This window comes from Dysgonomonas sp. Marseille-Q5470 (genome assembly GCF_951230145.1).
Lineage (GTDB): Bacteria > Bacteroidota > Bacteroidia > Bacteroidales > Dysgonomonadaceae > Dysgonomonas.
Window position 1 is genome coordinate 138,869 of record NZ_CATNVE010000009.1, and the last position, 16,212, is coordinate 155,080.

Sequence of the window (16,212 nt, forward strand, 5' to 3'; positions counted from 1 at the left end):
ATTATAAACCACTTTAAGGAAAAAAATATGATACTCCGGTTAACTCTAATAATAATTCTATTAACAATGACTATCAACACATTGAGTCAGTCTCAAATACAAGGATATGTAAGAGATGAGAATAACAAAGGTATAGCTTTCGCAAATGTTTATATAGAAAACACAGTAGATGGAACGAGCACCGATGAGAACGGACACTTTACTTTAGAAACTGAAGAGAAAGGGTCTGTTACGCTGATAGCTTCATTTGTCGGATATAAACCGTTCTCTATCACTTCCGATGTTTCGAAATTGAATAACTTAGCTATTAACCTGAAGCCCGACCTAACAAACTTAAATGAAGTAGTCGTTACGGCAGGTAGTTTCCAGCTAAAAGGAGGATCAAATCTGGAGAAAAAGAATGCTATCGATCTAGTTACAGCGGCAGGCTCGGAAGGAGATTTATACAAATCGATAACAAACTTACCAGGTGCTCAAATATCGGGTACAGACGGCAAACTGCAAGTAAGAGGGGGAAGTAGCTATGAGACTCAGACCTATATAGACGAGATGCACGTAATGTCGCCATATACATCCATGCCGGCAAACACAGCAGTGAGGGGAAGGCACTCTACATTTATATTTGATGCGATAAATTTTTCAACGGGAGGCTTCTCGCCCGAATATACTCAAAGTTTGTCGAGCGTACTACCCTTGTCGACTAAAGACGAAAGTACTATTACGAAGATAGGAGCCAGCCTAACTAGCGTAGGATTGGGAACGGGAGGAACAAAATCGTGGGATAAAGGATCTGCTTCTTTTGATGTAAACTATACAAATCTTGAACCATATACAAAACTGATATTCCCTGACGAGAAGCCGGATTGGGATAAGTATTATCAAGGAATATCCGCAGCCAATCAGCTTCGGTTTAAGCTAGGAGACAAAACATATCTTAAAACATATTTCACTTACGACAAAACTCTTTTTAAGAAAAAGGAGACTCCCGCATTCAGCAATATTGACCGCAAACTAGATTTTGATGAAGATAACCTATACCTAAACAGCACATTCAAAAAGCGATTTAGCAATGGGATCAATTACTTCGCCGGAGTAGCTTATTCTTGGAATAAGAAGAATATAAATAATGCCAGAGTACCGAATGATCTATTTAAGTCGGATGAAAGCGAGCTCCATCTAAAGACAAAGGCAGAGAAACGATTCTCCGGCTTGTATAAGCTAGGAGTAGGGACAGAAGCTCTGATCAGAAAATATGAAATGACTTATCTGGACGAGAAGAGTGTAGAAAGAAAAGTAAATCATAACATCGAAGGATTATTCGTCAGTAATGATTTTAACCTATCAGCCAAGCTGCTCTTAAACGCATCATCACGTATCGAGTATGCTTCGTTAGACAAGTCATTTGCACTACTTCCCCGCATCGCCTTAAACTACAATATAAAGAAAGACATTGTATTATCAGCTGTCGCAGGAAAATATCAGCAGACTTCCCCCAACGAAAATTTGATTTACAACAATCACCTGTCACAAGAGAATACAACGCAATATATACTGAGTGCACAGAATACAATTACAAATTATCGAGTATTCAGGGTCGAAGTTTATCACAAGAAATACAACAAACTGACTACCATATATGACGACTTTTATCACTCTGATGGACATGGATATAGCCAGGGTGTAGACCTAATGTATAAAGATGGGTTCAGAACAGGGAACAAGCAATCCTTAGAGTATATGCTATCGTATTCATACAATGATTCGGAACGAAAGTATGCCGAATACAATGAAAAAATTATGCCTCCATTTGTAACAAAACATAACGCATCAGTCATTCTAAGGTATTCAAACGAAAAGTTAAAAAGCATAATCGGAGTAACAAACCGATTTGCCAGTGGACGTGCATATCACAATCCCAATTTGCCCGGAGTGATGAACGAAACAACTCCCGCTTATAACTCTTTAGATATTAGCTGGACTTTATTGGCACACAAAAGGCTAATCATATATGCGAGTGCCTCAAACATTCTTGGCAGAGCCAATATATATGGGTATGAGTATAATCCGAACCCGAATACATCGGGCAGATATGAAGCAAAACCAATAAAGTCGTATCAAAACAATTTCTTCTTCATCGGATTCTTCTGGACAATAAGTGGAAAAGTAGCATACGATCCGGCAACATTCTAAAATAAAACATTAACCCTTAATTATATTCTTATGAAAACGTTTAAATTTTATCTTTGTATAGCAATACTAATTGCACCAATGGCTTTATCAGCAATAACAAATACTGATTCAACCTATTTGAAAGTAATGGAGAAAACAGTATTAAAATTAGATTCTGCCAAATCGGTAAACGAGTTACAAACAATCCGGAATCAATTCGAACGGATATCTTTGAAATATGACAAAGAATGGCTACCTCTTTACTATGTAGCATACACAGGAATACAAATGGTATATTACAGCCCGAAGTCAGAAAACAATGAAGCCATTCTCGAAACGGTAAAAGCAAGTCTTGACAGGCTAAATTCATTTACCAATGCCGACAAGTCAGAAGTCAGTACTTTGTATGGGTATTATTACAATGGATTATCGATGACTAATCCGGCAGTAAATGGACAAAAATATTTTAATGATGTAATCAGTAACTATGAGAAGGCTATAAAGCTGAATCCGGAGAATCCGAGACCAATCTTTTTATTAGCTTTTTATGAAAGTTTTTTACCTGACTTTATTCGCTCGAAACGTGATTTTTGTGAAGAGATAAATAAGGCAAAGTCATTATATCAGAAAGAACAAAAAACAATAGAAAAACCGCATTGGGGCGAAGCTTTTATGATACAAATTTCAGCGAAGTGCAATAAATAAAATAATACCGGCATAATGGAAAATAATTTCACCGAACAAGATAGCTTGAAGCTTATCAATGAAATGATCTCGCAAGCGAGAAACAATTTTCAGGAAGGAGGCATTAGAACGAGTATATTCAGTGGATATGTGGTGGCAGGAACCGCTTTTGCCAATTTCATCCTCATCCATACATTAGAAAATCCGAATCAATCATTCTGGATTTGGCTAACAATGATACCAATGATAATAATATCAAGAATAATAAAGAGGAGATATTCGAGAAGTGCGACAGTGAAAACACATATAGATAAAATAGTAAGACACATCTGGAATGCATTTGCCATATCTGTTGGTATCTTTCTTATAACTATTTATGGAACAGCGTACGCTTTACATTCAGGCTTTCTGGGAATCCTTATAACCCCTATAATTTTAACAATGATGGGTGCAGCACAATTTACAACCTCGATCGCTTGCCGATTCAGACCATACCTTTATGGAGCATGTATTTTTTGGGGAGGAGCCTTAATTTGCACATTAAGTTATATTTTTGCCTGTGGTGATATTCAATTTATTATCTTGGGTATATGTGCTATCCTTGGACTTTGCGTACCGGGACATATAGCAAACCGTAAAGCCGTTAAAAATGTTTAAAGATCTTGATCCACTCTTACACTCGCAACTGCGGCTGGCAGTAATATCATTGCTGCTATCTGTAGAAGAAGCTGACTTTGTCTTTATCCGAGAGAAGACAGGTTCAACTGCGGGTAACTTGAGCGTACAAATAGAAAAATTAAGCGAAGCCGGATATATCAACGTCCGCAAATTCATTGATGGGAAGAAACCCCGCACCGTTTGCAAAATAACTCAAACAGGCATAGATGCATTTGACAAATACGTAAAAAATCTGCAAAGTTATATTAAGAAATAATGCAAGAAGCAAACCATATCTTTATTAAGCGTGTTATAAAAGATAGAGTTCAATTTTATTAACATAAAAATAAAAGAGTATGGGATTCATTTGGTCGATAATAATAGGTATAGCTGCCGGATTTATAGCCGGCAAGATTATGAAAGGCAGTGGCTTCGGACTTATACTAAACCTTATAGTCGGTATTGTCGGAGGATTACTCGGTGGATGGATATTTACGCTGCTCGGGTTAGATGTAAACGGTATTCTAGGTAACCTGGTAATGTCTACTATAGGAGCAATCGTACTGCTTTGGATAATATCCTTATTTAAGAAAAAAGAATAGAGTATAAAAAGAGATAATTCTTAAAAGCTGAGAAAGAGATATATTCCAACGAGTATGCCTCTTTCTCTGCTTTTAACTAATTCTTATTTCTTCACCAGCAATACTACATTCTCTACATGATGTGTATGAGGGAACATATCTACAGGCTGTACTCTTTCCACTTTATATTTTTCGTCCAATAAAGACAGGTCACGCGCCTGAGTAGCCGGATTACAACTAACATATACAATACGATCGGGCTCCGCAAAAAGAATTGTCTTTATCACATCATCATGCATACCTGCACGTGGAGGGTCTGTGATAATCACATCAGGGCGTCCATGCTCATTGATGAAGTCCTGTGTAAGAATATCCTTCATATCTCCCGCATAAAACAGCGTGTTATCTATCTTATTTATTTGGGAATTAACTCTCGCGTCCAAGATAGCATCCTCTACATATTCTATTCCTACCACTTTCTTTGCCTTAGAGGCTACAAAGTTGGCAATAGTACCTGTACCTGTATAAAGGTCATATACAAGTTCATCGCCCGATAGGTTTGCAAAATCACGTGCTATTTTATACAAATTATAAGCTTGCTCGCTATTTGTCTGATAAAAAGACTTAGGACCTATCTTAAACTTTAAGCCTTCCATCTCTTCATATATACAATCATTTCCTTTCCATACCAGAACGTCTTGATCTGTTATAGTATCATTCGCTTTCTGATTGACAATATAGAGTAATGACGTTATTTGAGGGAACTGTGTAGCAACAGCCGTCAATAAGTCTTCTTGTTGTTCTTTTTCATCATCATAGAATACAACAATCACCATCAGTTCACCCGTTGTGGATGTCCGTACAATAAGGTTGCGCATCAATCCACCCCTATTTCTTAAATCAAAGAAAGTATAGTTTTTATCGTAACAGTATTGACGTATAAAATTGCGGATCTGATTAGAAATGTCTTCTTGAAGCCAGCATTTATCTATATCCAACACCTTATCAAACATACCCGGAATGTGAAAGCCCAACGCATTCATATTATCAAAACTTTCGCCGGAATTAATTTGCTCCAAGGTAAGCCATTTTTTATTCGAAAAAGTAAACTCTAATTTGTTTCTGTAAAACTGTGTTTTTTCCGAACCTAATATATGATGAATATCGGGTAACTCTATTTTTCCTATACGCGTCAAATTATCCTCAACCTGCTTTTGCTTATACTTTAATTGCTCCGCATAGGGCAGGACTTGCCATTTACAGCCGCCACAGATACCGAAGTGTTCACAGAATGCTTCTGTACGGTTTGGTGAGTATGAGATAAAACGAACAGGCTTCCCTTCCGCATATTTATTTTTCTTGCGGGTTATTTGCAAATCGATCACGTCGCCCGGCACAACGTATGGTATAAACACAACCAAATCATCTACCTTAGCTATAGCTTTGCCTTCTGCGGCTACATCTATGATCTCTACATTTTCTATTAACGGAAGTTCTTTTTTCTTTCTGGCCATTGATCTTTATTTGAGTATAAAATGCGTGCAAAGATAATTCTATTTTTTCGCTTTTTTGTATTAGCTACACCCGCTATCTTGATAGCTTTAGAAAAAGGTGACAAAAGTGACACTTTTTTACTTATTTTTTATCGTCACTTTCCATATTAAAGAACATATCCACATCAGAGATCACGTATATAAGATAAATTAGAATGGAAGACATAACCAGATTGGCTTCCACCCTATTTTTTCTTCATCTCTTTGATAGTCTTGTAACAGACAAATGTCAGGAATAAGCCAATTAGAATAATAACCGCCCATAAGAAAAGAGGCTTTTCGATCAGTGACGGCTGCCTTTCAGGAACTGCAACCGGCATATTAATCTGTGAAAGATTCTCCGTTTTAACAATAGGCAAATCTACAGGAATATCATTCTTAAAGTGATCTATATCATAATCAGGTGATGATTTATATCTAATACCAACCTCCAAATAATACTTTTCACCCTTCTCTAGATAAGCGCACAAATAACGATTCAATCCATACACTTTGATTGAAACAATATCTAACGGAAGATTATTATTATTCTCAATAGCTATAAAAGTGTGCTTGCCAAGAGGAAAATAATCGACGATGAAAGAGTTATCCGTTTTGGAAGACAAATCGAACTTTAAAGACTTTTTGTTAATTGTATCAGACAAAAGAACATGTCGCAAATAATGAGCATCGCTTTGTACCGATATCTCCAGTCGATTGATCTTATATGTGTCCTGCAAATCGGGAAAACTGATATATGTTTTCTTGTTTATACTATCCTTAGCTACGAAACGACCCAGATTGATTTCGGAGAACTGTGCATAAATATTTGAGCTTGCATAATTTCCTACCCTTAATATTTTTAACGGACTGTTTTGATCATTTTCAATCGTTATCTCATAATACTTATAGTTTCCTTGGGGAATATCGAGCAGTAAGGCATCTTCGTTATTATCCGCCTTATGCTCAAGATTGTAGACATGAGTCTTCTGCTTTACAATATACCATTGCGACAAATCATTACTCCCTCTCACCGAAGCATATTTATTGACGTCGGCACTACGTATAAAAATATAAAAACGACTTATATTATCTAACTTTGTATTATCTACAATAACAATATTAAGACTATCCTTTTCAATATTCTGCTTTAATGAATAGCTTTCAAATCGACTTACTTCCTGCACCGGACTCACCGCTCGCAGAAAATAAGAGATCTCTTTATTTTTACTATTGTATATCCTCAAATCGGACAAGTCCGACGCAACAGACTTCGCTATTATATGCTGATCAAGTTCTATATTATAATACCCTTTTTCTTCTACTGGTTTTGTATCAGCACGCCAAAGTGACTGTCCATAGACTTGAAAGACAAAAAGAGAAAGCAGATATGTAAATATTATTTTTTTCATCAGGCTTGGTTTTTATTCCTTATTTTCTTCAATTTTTTCTACTCCATCAGCTTTTACCAATGTCTTTATCTTCTGTTGCAAGAAGGATACCGACAGCAGGATAACCCCTAAAATAATAAACGATACGATCCGGCCGGCCTGTGACATATGCCACACATCGTAAGCGTAAAACTTGAGTATAATAATACCAAAGAATATCAGTGATATTTTACGCAACAATACCTCTTTGACATTCAAGCCCCATATCATCAAAATCATCGCTAAAACACCCCATAAGATAGGATAGCCAAAGGTATGGACGTCGTACAAGATGAAGTCATAATTTTCTGCATTCCCAAGCAATGCGATGATGATATGATCGGTTTCTATACTTAATATCACTACACACAAGACAACCAACACCCAGCATATAGAAGAGAACCATTCTTGAGGCAATGATTTTATGTTTCTCACAAGCAGGTAAGCTATATATATAACCGCCGGCAGCGATAGATAGTGTATCAGAAAGTGAACTGTACTATACATTCCGGAAGAAAATATATCGAAGCGCAGGTCTATAGCCATATATGAATAGAAAGCGCCATAACAAATCATAGAAGCAAGCAGTAAAACATAAGTAAAAGCTGCCGACGCTTTTTTCCTGTATATAAAAGCCAATAATGCGACATACAATGCGGTATACGTAGCCATGCACAAATACCTAAAGCTCGAGTAAAACTCAACATCCGTAAAACGTTCTAATTGATAATTTAACTCTAGGAATGGCATTACATAAGCCAAGGTAATAAGAACATATTTAAATACATTGACTACAGCACCGACGGATAATAAATCAAATCCTCGTATTTCGATTTCCATATCAGGATCTTCTTTTCTCAAGATAAACAAACAAATGACAGAAGCAACTATTACCACTATTCCTGTGATAAATATCCTATTCACCAATATTGGTAATTCGGAATCGTAAGAATAAGTTTCGTGAACATCCATCACATAAGATATTACAGTCAGCAAACAGATAACGCCAAAGCCGAACCAAAACACATTAATGCGTGATCTACGCCACAGCAATAACAAGACAACAGCCTCAGCAGCCCAAAACATGGTAATAACATGTCCATTGAGCTGTATCGGAATAGCCAGACTGACAAAAGTCATCACTACAGCTATAATCAGATATATGAGGTTCCGGTCCACTTTGCTACGTCGGAATAAGGTAAACATAACAATTGCATTAAACACCGCCAAAACTATTGTTATCAGCCCCCTTACATCGTATTGACATTGATCCCACACATATAAACAGGCAAGGAATACAAACAGGTTATTGGATAATATAAGAAAACTCTGATAGGCCGTAACTTTTTTTTCTGTCTTCAGGTGATCTATTATAGCCAATAGATAAAACTGCACGAAAAACAATACAGTAAACAGAGTAACAAGTACTAAACTATGATTTCGATAAGCGGTTAACAACCAACTCCAAAAGAATCCCAAAGTAAGCATATAACACATAATACCTATAACACGCCAGTTCTTAGCAAAAGAAATGACAAGCATACCTGTATTCAGAATAAATATATAAGAGAACAATACAATATAATTTCCTGCTCCTGTACTTATCATCAGTGGTGATGCAAATCCACCAAGCAAGGAAAATATGGCTAATTCTTTACGGTCATATAAGAGTGAGAGAATAACGGAGAAAACTGTTATGGCTATAAGCAATACAAAAGCAATGGGTTGGCTAAACAATTCATATTCTCTGAATGCCAGTGTAATTGTAATATAAAAGACTGAAATACCACCGCCTACCAGTATCGAAGAAAAAACATGGTATTGTTTTTTGAGCTTATGAGCTATACCAATGATTATACCTCCGGTAAGTAACCCTATACCTACACGTCCGATTTCGTTGATCCAATCTCGGTCTATAGCATACTTTACAAAGAAGGCAATACCCAATACCAAAGTCACAATCCCTACTTTGCTCAGCCAGTTTTCACCAAGCAATCTTTCTATAAAGTTTCGTTCAGGCTCTATAGCCTCCTTTATAGGAGCTGGTTCGGATGGTTGAAGTATCCTCTCTCTAACATCTTCTTTTTCATGACTAATAGAGGCTGCAAACGAAGGAACAGTTTGTTCTTTCAGTTCAACAACTACTGATATAATCTCCTCAACAGGCTCGTTATCAAGCACCCTTTCCTTAAATGCAGCTACATGAACATCCGAAAGAGGAGCTTCTTCTACCACCTCCGGCTCCTTGGTTTCTGCATTTGTTTGTTTTACGTTCTCTATAGCCGATAGTTCATCAATTGATTCAAACCTTTCTTTTACAGCTTCGAGAGAACCAGCTTCTTTGAAAAAACTTGTTAGTCTGAAGTTAAGGTGATTGAAACTATTGTTCAAATATTCAATATCGTTCCGAATAGAACTTACTTTTACATATATAATAATTGGAAATACAACTATAACGATAAAAATAATGATAACTAATAATATCAGAAAGCCTTCCATAAGATTCTTGTTAAGTTGATGATATCTTTATAATCCTGTAAAAATACATGTAATATCGAACAATCACACTTTTTTATATAAAATATGATAAAATAGAAATTTTAACAAAAAAATCCCCAGAAAAATATTCCTGAGGATTTTTATATTTTCACTATCTATAAATTATTCTATCACTTTCTTTGCATCTATTCGTCGCACGACTATACCGTATATAACCAAAGCAATGGCAGAAACAAGCCCTATGGCAAAAAACACATACCAAAGGTAATGAGCGTTGGCTGTAGCTGCAGCATAATCAGCGGCAAAATTGGTAGAATTGGCAAAGCGCTCCGACAGTGGATCGGGACAAAATCTTTCCAATAAGAAACCGGCAACAATAAAGCTGACCAACGAGGAAACGAATGAATGTAAATGGCTGAACCCAAGATAAAGCCCCTCTTCTCCTTTAGGCGATTGCAATGAAAAATACTCGAGAAAACGAGGAGAAATAAAACATTCAGCTATGGCCTGGAAGGCGATACCCACGATAAGGGTAAGCGTTACAGGATGTATGGTCGTAAGTCCAAATACAGAAATAGGTTCACCACCCATTATATTTCCAAAGGACATGATCAGTGCTGAAAAAGGTATAATAAACATACCTACCATGATAGACGATAACGGCGAGCGCTTTTTCATTATCGTGGTAATCAGGTTTACCAACAGGAAGACAAAGAAGGGATTTACGTTAGCAATCCATCCCGGAGAAGCATCGGCTCCTACCATACGGATTACATATTTAGGCATAGAGGCATACATCTGCTGCTGTACAATCCAGAAACCGCTGGTGATAAGTATCAAAGCAACAAGGCGTCCGTTCTTACATACCTTTATCAAGGCTTGCCATATCTCCGAAAGGCTCTTACCTTGTCCTGCCGTTTGTGTCGACTTATACATAAAGAAAACGATAACAAGAGCAATTAAAGTCATCGTTCCCGAGAAATAGTTCAGGTAAACCAATCCCTGATCCCCAATACTTTTGCGAAGCGGATCGACTACAGTCTTACCCGTAAAAGCTCCGATATTCACCATCATATAGAAAATAGCAAAACCTCTTGCTCGTGTTTCGGTAGTCGTTTCTTTAGCCACAGTACCCGAAATCACTGATTTTATAAAAGCTCCACCCACAACAATCAGCAACAGTATAGGGACAATTGTCCATTGTTGGATACTTTCTCTGAGACCTGTAAACGTAGTGTATCTATCAAAATTACCGACTCCTAAAGAGGTAAAAAAGGAACGGAAAGTTTCTATTACCAGTCCGCTATCTTTAGCGCCGGACTCTAATCCTACTGCATTGGCAGCACCATATTGAACAAGCCCCGCACTCTCCAAAAGAGTAGGCACTAAGCCCAGCCCGAAATACCCGACGGTAAGAAGAGCAAAGGCAACCATTATAGCTTTACGGAAACCGATTCTATCGGAATATGCACCAACAAATGTGGGTAAGAAATACAACAATGCAGAAAACGAACCGGCGATAATACCGGCCTCAACATCATTGAAACCCCATACATTGGATAGATATAAGGTTAATGAAATAAAAATTGCATAATACGCTAGCCGCTCCAACAGCTCAACTGTGTTGGCGACCCAAAAGGCTTTTGAGAATTTAGTCATCAGTCTTTATAGAATTATTAAAAATAAATTGAATTGCGACAAAAATAAGAAAATTATCCGATTTAACAGTTAAAAAGTTTTCCGGATGACACTATTCAGCCTTTTTTAACTCAATACAGAATGTTGTCCCCACACCGATTTCTGATGTTTTGACATAAATCCGCCCCTTGTGATAAGACTCAATGATACGCTTCGCCAATGAGAGTCCGAGCCCCCAGCCTCTAGATTTTGTTGTATAACCGGGATTGAAAATAGTTCTGAACTTAGATTTGGGAATTCCCTTCCCTGTATCTTGTATATCAAGAGATACAAACTTCCCTTTTTCAGAAAGCCGATATATTATTTGCCCTTGTCCGCTCATAGCATCAACGGCATTTTTGGTAAGATTTTCTATTACCCAGCTTAGCAATGGCTCGTTCACCTGTGCATAGAGAGGCTTATCTGACAGCTCGACAACAAAAACAACTTTCTTTGATATCCGCTTTTCGAGATAAGCAATCGACCGATGAATTATATCTACCATATTTTGAGATTCTAAGGCAGGAACCGAACCTATTTTAGAAAACCGATCCGTAATCATTTGCAGTCGGTCTACATCTTTCTCCATATCTCTTACAATAGACTGATCTGTTTCTTTCAGTTTCAGATATTCCAGCCATGCTAACAAAGACGATATAGGCGTCCCTAACTGATGAGCAGTCTCTTTAGACAACCCTACCCACAGGCGATCCTGCTCCATTCTCATAGTAGTAAACAGAGCGAAGAAAGCTGTAATCATAAATATAAACAGCACACCCAATTGAACATAAGGATATAGCTGCAATTGTTTTAGCGTGTACGAATCATCATAATATATATACTGGTCGAACCCTTCAGCTTCAATAATGATAGGCTCATGCCTTTTCTTAAAAGATTCTGCTCTTTGCTTCAGAAAGATCTGGTCGTCAAGCTCGGGGAGATCGATGTTTGCCGAAGTATAAAAATTCTCTTTTTTATCGTATAGTATAACAGGTATCGTCGTATTACTTTTCAGTATCTGAGCAACCAGATTCATATTCATATTTTCAGCATTGCTTGCCATTTCTTTTGTAGCCTCAGCCCAAATCTCAATTTTATTTCTCTCTTCTTTTGACAGATTCTCGACCAAAAAATGTGACACAATAAGAGATGCCACAACAATAAGAAGAGCAATGACTACAAACAGATACCTAAATAATATTTTATTGTTTTCGAATAATTTCATTCAATATATGCTTTATTATACACCTAACGCTTAATACGCGTATTATATTTGATTTTAAACAACTTACCAACATCTATCTCACCAAAAGGTGACAAAGGTGACAGTTATTTGTATGTTTTTAGATGTCACTTTTCTCTTTACTGCGATACCAGTATATATAGATAAAATTTAATATTTCTTATATGCGATATACACAGAGACAATATTTTTATCCATTTCCTTAAAGGAAAAATCTTCCTCCGAAAAATTATATATTTTCTGCATCTAAGATACAAACTAGCTTTTACATCAAGAAAATAATTAAAGAAAAGACTACGATATAAATTACTAAAATAGTTACCTTTGCTCGATGATTTATTTACCTCATAATTTTATCATTTTATGAAAAGAGACACAGCCATTTTTGATATTATTGAAAAAGAGTATCAACGACAACTGAAAGGGATTGAACTTATCGCCTCTGAAAACTTTGTCAGTGAACAAGTAATGGAGGCTATGGGATCATGCTTAACAAACAAATATGCAGAAGGGTATCCGGGCAAAAGATATTATGGGGGATGCGAAATTGTAGACCTTAGCGAACAGCTAGCTATAGATAGGCTAAAAGAAATATTCGGAGCAGAGTGGGCAAACGTACAACCGCACTCTGGAGCTCAGGCAAATGCAGCAGTATTCCTTGCTTGTATGCAGGCCGGAGATAAATTCCTTGGACTGAACCTTTCACACGGAGGACACTTATCACATGGTTCGCCTGTCAACTTCTCAGGATTGATGTTTCATGCATTGGAATACAATGTAAAACAAGAGACAGAGCAAGTAGACTATGAGCAAATGGAAGAAGTTGCCCGTGCAGAGAAACCTAAAGTTATCATCGCCGGAGCATCGGCCTATTCTCGCGACTGGGATTATGCACGTATCCGCAAAATAGCCGACGAAATAGGTGCTATATTTATGGTAGATATGGCTCACCCGGCAGGACTAGTTGCAGCAGGATTGCTTAACAATCCTCTTCCTCACGCACACATTGTGACTACAACAACTCACAAAACATTGCGTGGACCACGTGGTGGCGCAATTATGCTAGGCAAAGACTTTGAAAATCCTTGGGGCAAGAAAACTCCGAAAGGAGAAGTACGCATGATGTCTGCATTGCTAGACTCGGCAGTATTCCCGGGCATTCAAGGCGGGCCTCTAGAGCATGTAATTGCAGCTAAAGCGGTATCATTTGGCGAAGCTCTCGATCCTTCATACAAAGTTTATCAGGCTCAAGTGAAAAAGAATGCAGCTGTTATGGCTCAAGCTTTTATGGATAAAGGCTACAAAGTAGTATCAGGAGGAACAGACAATCACTCTATGCTTATAGATTTGCGTCCAAAATTCCCTGAACTGACAGGAAAGCTTGCCGAAAAAGTTCTTGTAGAAGCCGATATCACCACCAATAAGAATATGGTTCCGTTCGATAGCCGCAGTCCATTCCTTACATCAGGTCTTCGATTCGGTACTCCGGCAATCACTACACGTGGTGCAAAGGAGCCTTTGATGGGAGAAATAGTGGAATTGATAGATACTGTTCTTTCTAATCCGGAAGACGGAAAAGTTATAAAAGCTGTACGTGAGAAAGTGAATGGAATAATGAAAGATTATCCATTATTTGCTTGGTAGAATACTATTCCTGTTTGATAGAACTTAACTAATATACAAAGATAAGAAGCTGTTTAATAAAGCAATTACACCTCATAGTGTTTGCTTTTAAACAGCTTCTGTATGTATTCCGATGAAAAAAATCAAAATAAGCATTCTATATGTATTGTCGATACATATAATGGCATTAATCATAATGTCACTGCAACGTACCTTATTATTACTCACAAATCTGCAACATATAGAAAGTGTAACTTCAAAAGCCAGTTGGATTTTCTCAGCTTTGCTCCGAGGGATCTGGTTCGACAATGTTATAGCATGCTACATCTCAGCATTACCGCTCGTAGTTATTTGCATTCTAGGTCTTTTTAATAAAGTAAATAAAATTACGTTCAGTTCATTCAACGTATACTATATACTGATCTATACAGTGGTTTTTGCCATTGGTTTTGCAGACATTCCTTACTTCGCTTATTTCTTCAAACATCTGAACAGTTCTATCTTCAATTGGAATGAAGAAAGCAGTACAACCGCCAAAATGATATTCGAAGAAACATCATATTACATATATATGGGTGTTTTTCTTCTAGTAGTTATTGCTTTTGGATATCTGGCTTTCAAGTTGAGCAAAAGACTTTTAAAACTACAGCAAGAAAATATAAAAGGAAAAGAATATTTCATTTACATTCCCACTTGTATTATCCTTGCCATAGTATGCATATTGGGTATCAGGGGGCGTTTCGGATACAATCCGATAAAAACAAGCCAAGCTTACTTTTGCAACAATTCATTCTTAAATCAGTTGGGAATAAACCCCTCTTTTTATTTCTTGCGGGATGTTATCGAATCATCGAAAACTCATCATAGCATAGACAATGTTATTTCAGAAAAAGACGCTATTTCATATACACAGAAGTTTTTCGGACTAAACCCGGCTGATGAGCAAAAGTCGCCTATTGCCCGATATATTAAAGCAGAAAGTCCGGCAAAAGATATGAATGTAGTTGTCATACTCATGGAATCGATGTCTGCCGATCTGCTAAAAGTCACAGAAAACGGAAAAGAAATAACTCCATTTCTCAACCAGCTTATAAAAAAATCATATTACTTCGATCATTTTTATTCAGCCGGCACACATACCAATCATGGTATCTTAGCCACACTGTACGGACTACCGGCCTTGTTTGATAAGAACATGATGAAAAATGTAACAATCCCTTTATGCCAGGGGTTACCAAATACTTTACAAGAGCAAAATTACAAAACGATGTTCTTCATGCCGCACGAGTCCCAGTATGACAATATGAATGCTTTCTTATTGGAAAATGGATTTGAAGAGATATATTCTCAAGAAAACTATCCACCCAAAATGCGAAAAAACAGCTTTGGTGTTGCTGATGATTTTCTACTCAGTTATTCGCTGAACAAAATAAATGAAAAGGCTCCGACGTCATCTCCTTTTTTTGCAACAATACTCACAGTGAGCAATCATCCTCCATATATTGTACCTGAAAAATTTGAAAATGTAAGCACAAAACCCGAATTCCAAATAGTAGCATTTGCAGATGATGCTATACGACAATTTTTTACTGATGCAGAAAAACAAAGCTGGTTTAAAAACACAATATTTGTACTGCTTGGAGACCATGGAAAAATAGTGGGCACACAAACCTATGAAATGCCTCTTTCGCTAAACCATATCCCACTGATCATATACTCTCCGGCGTTTACAGATATGCCCACAACGGTTTCCAATCCGGGAGGACAAGTTGATGTATTCCCTACCATTATGGGTTTACTAGACCGTTCGTACATGAATAATACTTTTGGGGTAGACATGTTCAAGACAAAACGTCCGTATATGTTTTTCTCTTCTGATAATGCGCTTGGATGTATCGATGAGAAATACTTTTATACTTATAACTTCAAATCGAAGATAGATGGGTTATATGAATATAGTGAAAATAGTAGCGACAATCTTCTTCGCGAATTCAAACAGAAAGCAGATAGCATGAACTTATATTCAGCAGCCATGTTTCAAACTGCTAACTATATGCTCAAACATGAACTGACAAGAGTAAAGAAATAAAAAATACATATCCCATAACGGACTAGAC

Annotated in this window: 12 protein-coding genes; 7 read left to right on the forward strand and 5 right to left on the reverse strand. The window is 37.1% G+C overall.

From position 1 onward, the window contains the following. Positions 1 to 66 precede the first annotated feature (66 nt). The 5 genes from QOX35_RS13845 (at position 67) to QOX35_RS13865 (ending at position 4,112) form a co-directional block, all read left to right on the forward strand. Positions 67 to 2,190, forward strand: coding sequence for a TonB-dependent receptor (locus QOX35_RS13845; protein ID WP_283687428.1), 2,124 nt, complete (start codon positions 67 to 69; stop codon positions 2,188 to 2,190). Between the two features lie 30 nt (positions 2,191 to 2,220). Further along, positions 2,221 to 2,874, forward strand: coding sequence for a hypothetical protein (locus tag QOX35_RS13850; protein WP_283687429.1), 654 nt, complete (start codon positions 2,221 to 2,223; stop codon positions 2,872 to 2,874). A 15-nt stretch (positions 2,875 to 2,889) separates the two neighbouring features. Beyond that, positions 2,890 to 3,510, forward strand: coding sequence for a hypothetical protein (locus QOX35_RS13855; RefSeq protein ID WP_283687430.1), 621 nt, complete (start codon positions 2,890 to 2,892; stop codon positions 3,508 to 3,510). Beyond that, complete coding sequence (locus QOX35_RS13860; protein ID WP_135107109.1) at positions 3,503 to 3,787, forward strand: winged helix-turn-helix domain-containing protein; 285 nt, start codon at positions 3,503 to 3,505, stop codon at positions 3,785 to 3,787. The genes QOX35_RS13855 and QOX35_RS13860 overlap by 8 nt, the downstream gene beginning before the upstream one ends. Positions 3,788 to 3,866: 79 nt before the next feature. Continuing rightward, a complete protein-coding gene (locus QOX35_RS13865; protein ID WP_252638448.1) occupies positions 3,867 to 4,112 on the forward strand; it encodes a GlsB/YeaQ/YmgE family stress response membrane protein in 246 nt (81 codons plus the stop codon). 83 nt (positions 4,113 to 4,195) lie between these two features. On the opposite strand, the gene rlmD is transcribed toward QOX35_RS13865, so the two are convergent. From rlmD to QOX35_RS13890, 5 genes are all read right to left on the reverse strand, one after another. Further along, positions 4,196 to 5,605 carry a 23S rRNA (uracil(1939)-C(5))-methyltransferase RlmD gene (rlmD, locus tag QOX35_RS13870; protein ID WP_283687431.1) on the reverse strand — a complete coding sequence of 470 codons (1,410 nt, stop codon included), beginning with the start codon at positions 5,603 to 5,605 and terminating at the stop codon, positions 4,196 to 4,198. 224 nt (positions 5,606 to 5,829) lie between these two features. Continuing rightward, positions 5,830 to 7,035: a hypothetical protein gene (locus QOX35_RS13875; protein ID WP_283687432.1), complete on the reverse strand. Its 1,206-nt coding sequence runs from the start codon at positions 7,033 to 7,035 to the stop codon at positions 5,830 to 5,832. Between the two features lie 12 nt (positions 7,036 to 7,047). Continuing rightward, positions 7,048 to 9,552 (reverse strand): DUF2339 domain-containing protein, encoded by a 2,505-nt coding sequence (locus QOX35_RS13880; protein ID WP_283687433.1) that lies wholly within the window; start codon positions 9,550 to 9,552, stop codon positions 7,048 to 7,050. A 162-nt stretch (positions 9,553 to 9,714) separates the two neighbouring features. After that, on the reverse strand, positions 9,715 to 11,211 hold the full coding sequence (locus QOX35_RS13885) for a POT-type proton-dependent oligopeptide transporter (RefSeq protein WP_283687434.1): 1,497 nt from the start codon (positions 11,209 to 11,211) through the stop codon (positions 9,715 to 9,717). 91 nt (positions 11,212 to 11,302) lie between these two features. Beyond that, entirely contained in the window at positions 11,303 to 12,454 is a 1,152-nt protein-coding gene (locus tag QOX35_RS13890; protein ID WP_283687435.1) for a sensor histidine kinase, read from the reverse strand. A 381-nt stretch (positions 12,455 to 12,835) separates the two neighbouring features. On the opposite strand from QOX35_RS13890, the gene glyA reads away from it, so the two are divergent. Both glyA and QOX35_RS13900 read left to right on the forward strand, forming a co-directional pair. Further along, positions 12,836 to 14,116 (forward strand): serine hydroxymethyltransferase, encoded by a 1,281-nt coding sequence (glyA, locus tag QOX35_RS13895; protein ID WP_283687436.1) that lies wholly within the window; start codon positions 12,836 to 12,838, stop codon positions 14,114 to 14,116. A 160-nt stretch (positions 14,117 to 14,276) separates the two neighbouring features. Continuing rightward, complete coding sequence (locus QOX35_RS13900) at positions 14,277 to 16,184, forward strand: LTA synthase family protein (protein WP_283687437.1); 1,908 nt, start codon at positions 14,277 to 14,279, stop codon at positions 16,182 to 16,184. Positions 16,185 to 16,212 lie beyond the last annotated feature (28 nt).

Bases quoted from the DNA above. Each gene is read 5' to 3' on its own strand.
- QOX35_RS13845 (WP_283687428.1), top strand. From the start codon at position 67: ATGACTATCAACACATTGAGTCAGTCTCAAATACAAGGATATGTAAGA.
- QOX35_RS13850 (WP_283687429.1), top strand. From the start codon at position 2,221: ATGAAAACGTTTAAATTTTATCTTTGTATAGCAATACTAATTGCACCA.
- QOX35_RS13855 (WP_283687430.1), top strand. From the start codon at position 2,890: ATGGAAAATAATTTCACCGAACAAGATAGCTTGAAGCTTATCAATGAA.
- QOX35_RS13860 (WP_135107109.1), top strand. From the start codon at position 3,503: ATGTTTAAAGATCTTGATCCACTCTTACACTCGCAACTGCGGCTGGCA.
- QOX35_RS13865 (WP_252638448.1), top strand. From the start codon at position 3,867: ATGGGATTCATTTGGTCGATAATAATAGGTATAGCTGCCGGATTTATA.
- rlmD (WP_283687431.1), bottom strand. From the start codon at position 5,605: ATGGCCAGAAAGAAAAAAGAACTTCCGTTAATAGAAAATGTAGAGATC.
- QOX35_RS13875 (WP_283687432.1), bottom strand. From the start codon at position 7,035: ATGAAAAAAATAATATTTACATATCTGCTTTCTCTTTTTGTCTTTCAA.
- QOX35_RS13880 (WP_283687433.1), bottom strand. From the start codon at position 9,552: ATGGAAGGCTTTCTGATATTATTAGTTATCATTATTTTTATCGTTATA.
- QOX35_RS13885 (WP_283687434.1), bottom strand. From the start codon at position 11,211: ATGACTAAATTCTCAAAAGCCTTTTGGGTCGCCAACACAGTTGAGCTG.
- QOX35_RS13890 (WP_283687435.1), bottom strand. From the start codon at position 12,454: ATGAAATTATTCGAAAACAATAAAATATTATTTAGGTATCTGTTTGTA.
- glyA (WP_283687436.1), top strand. From the start codon at position 12,836: ATGAAAAGAGACACAGCCATTTTTGATATTATTGAAAAAGAGTATCAA.
- QOX35_RS13900 (WP_283687437.1), top strand. From the start codon at position 14,277: ATGGCATTAATCATAATGTCACTGCAACGTACCTTATTATTACTCACA.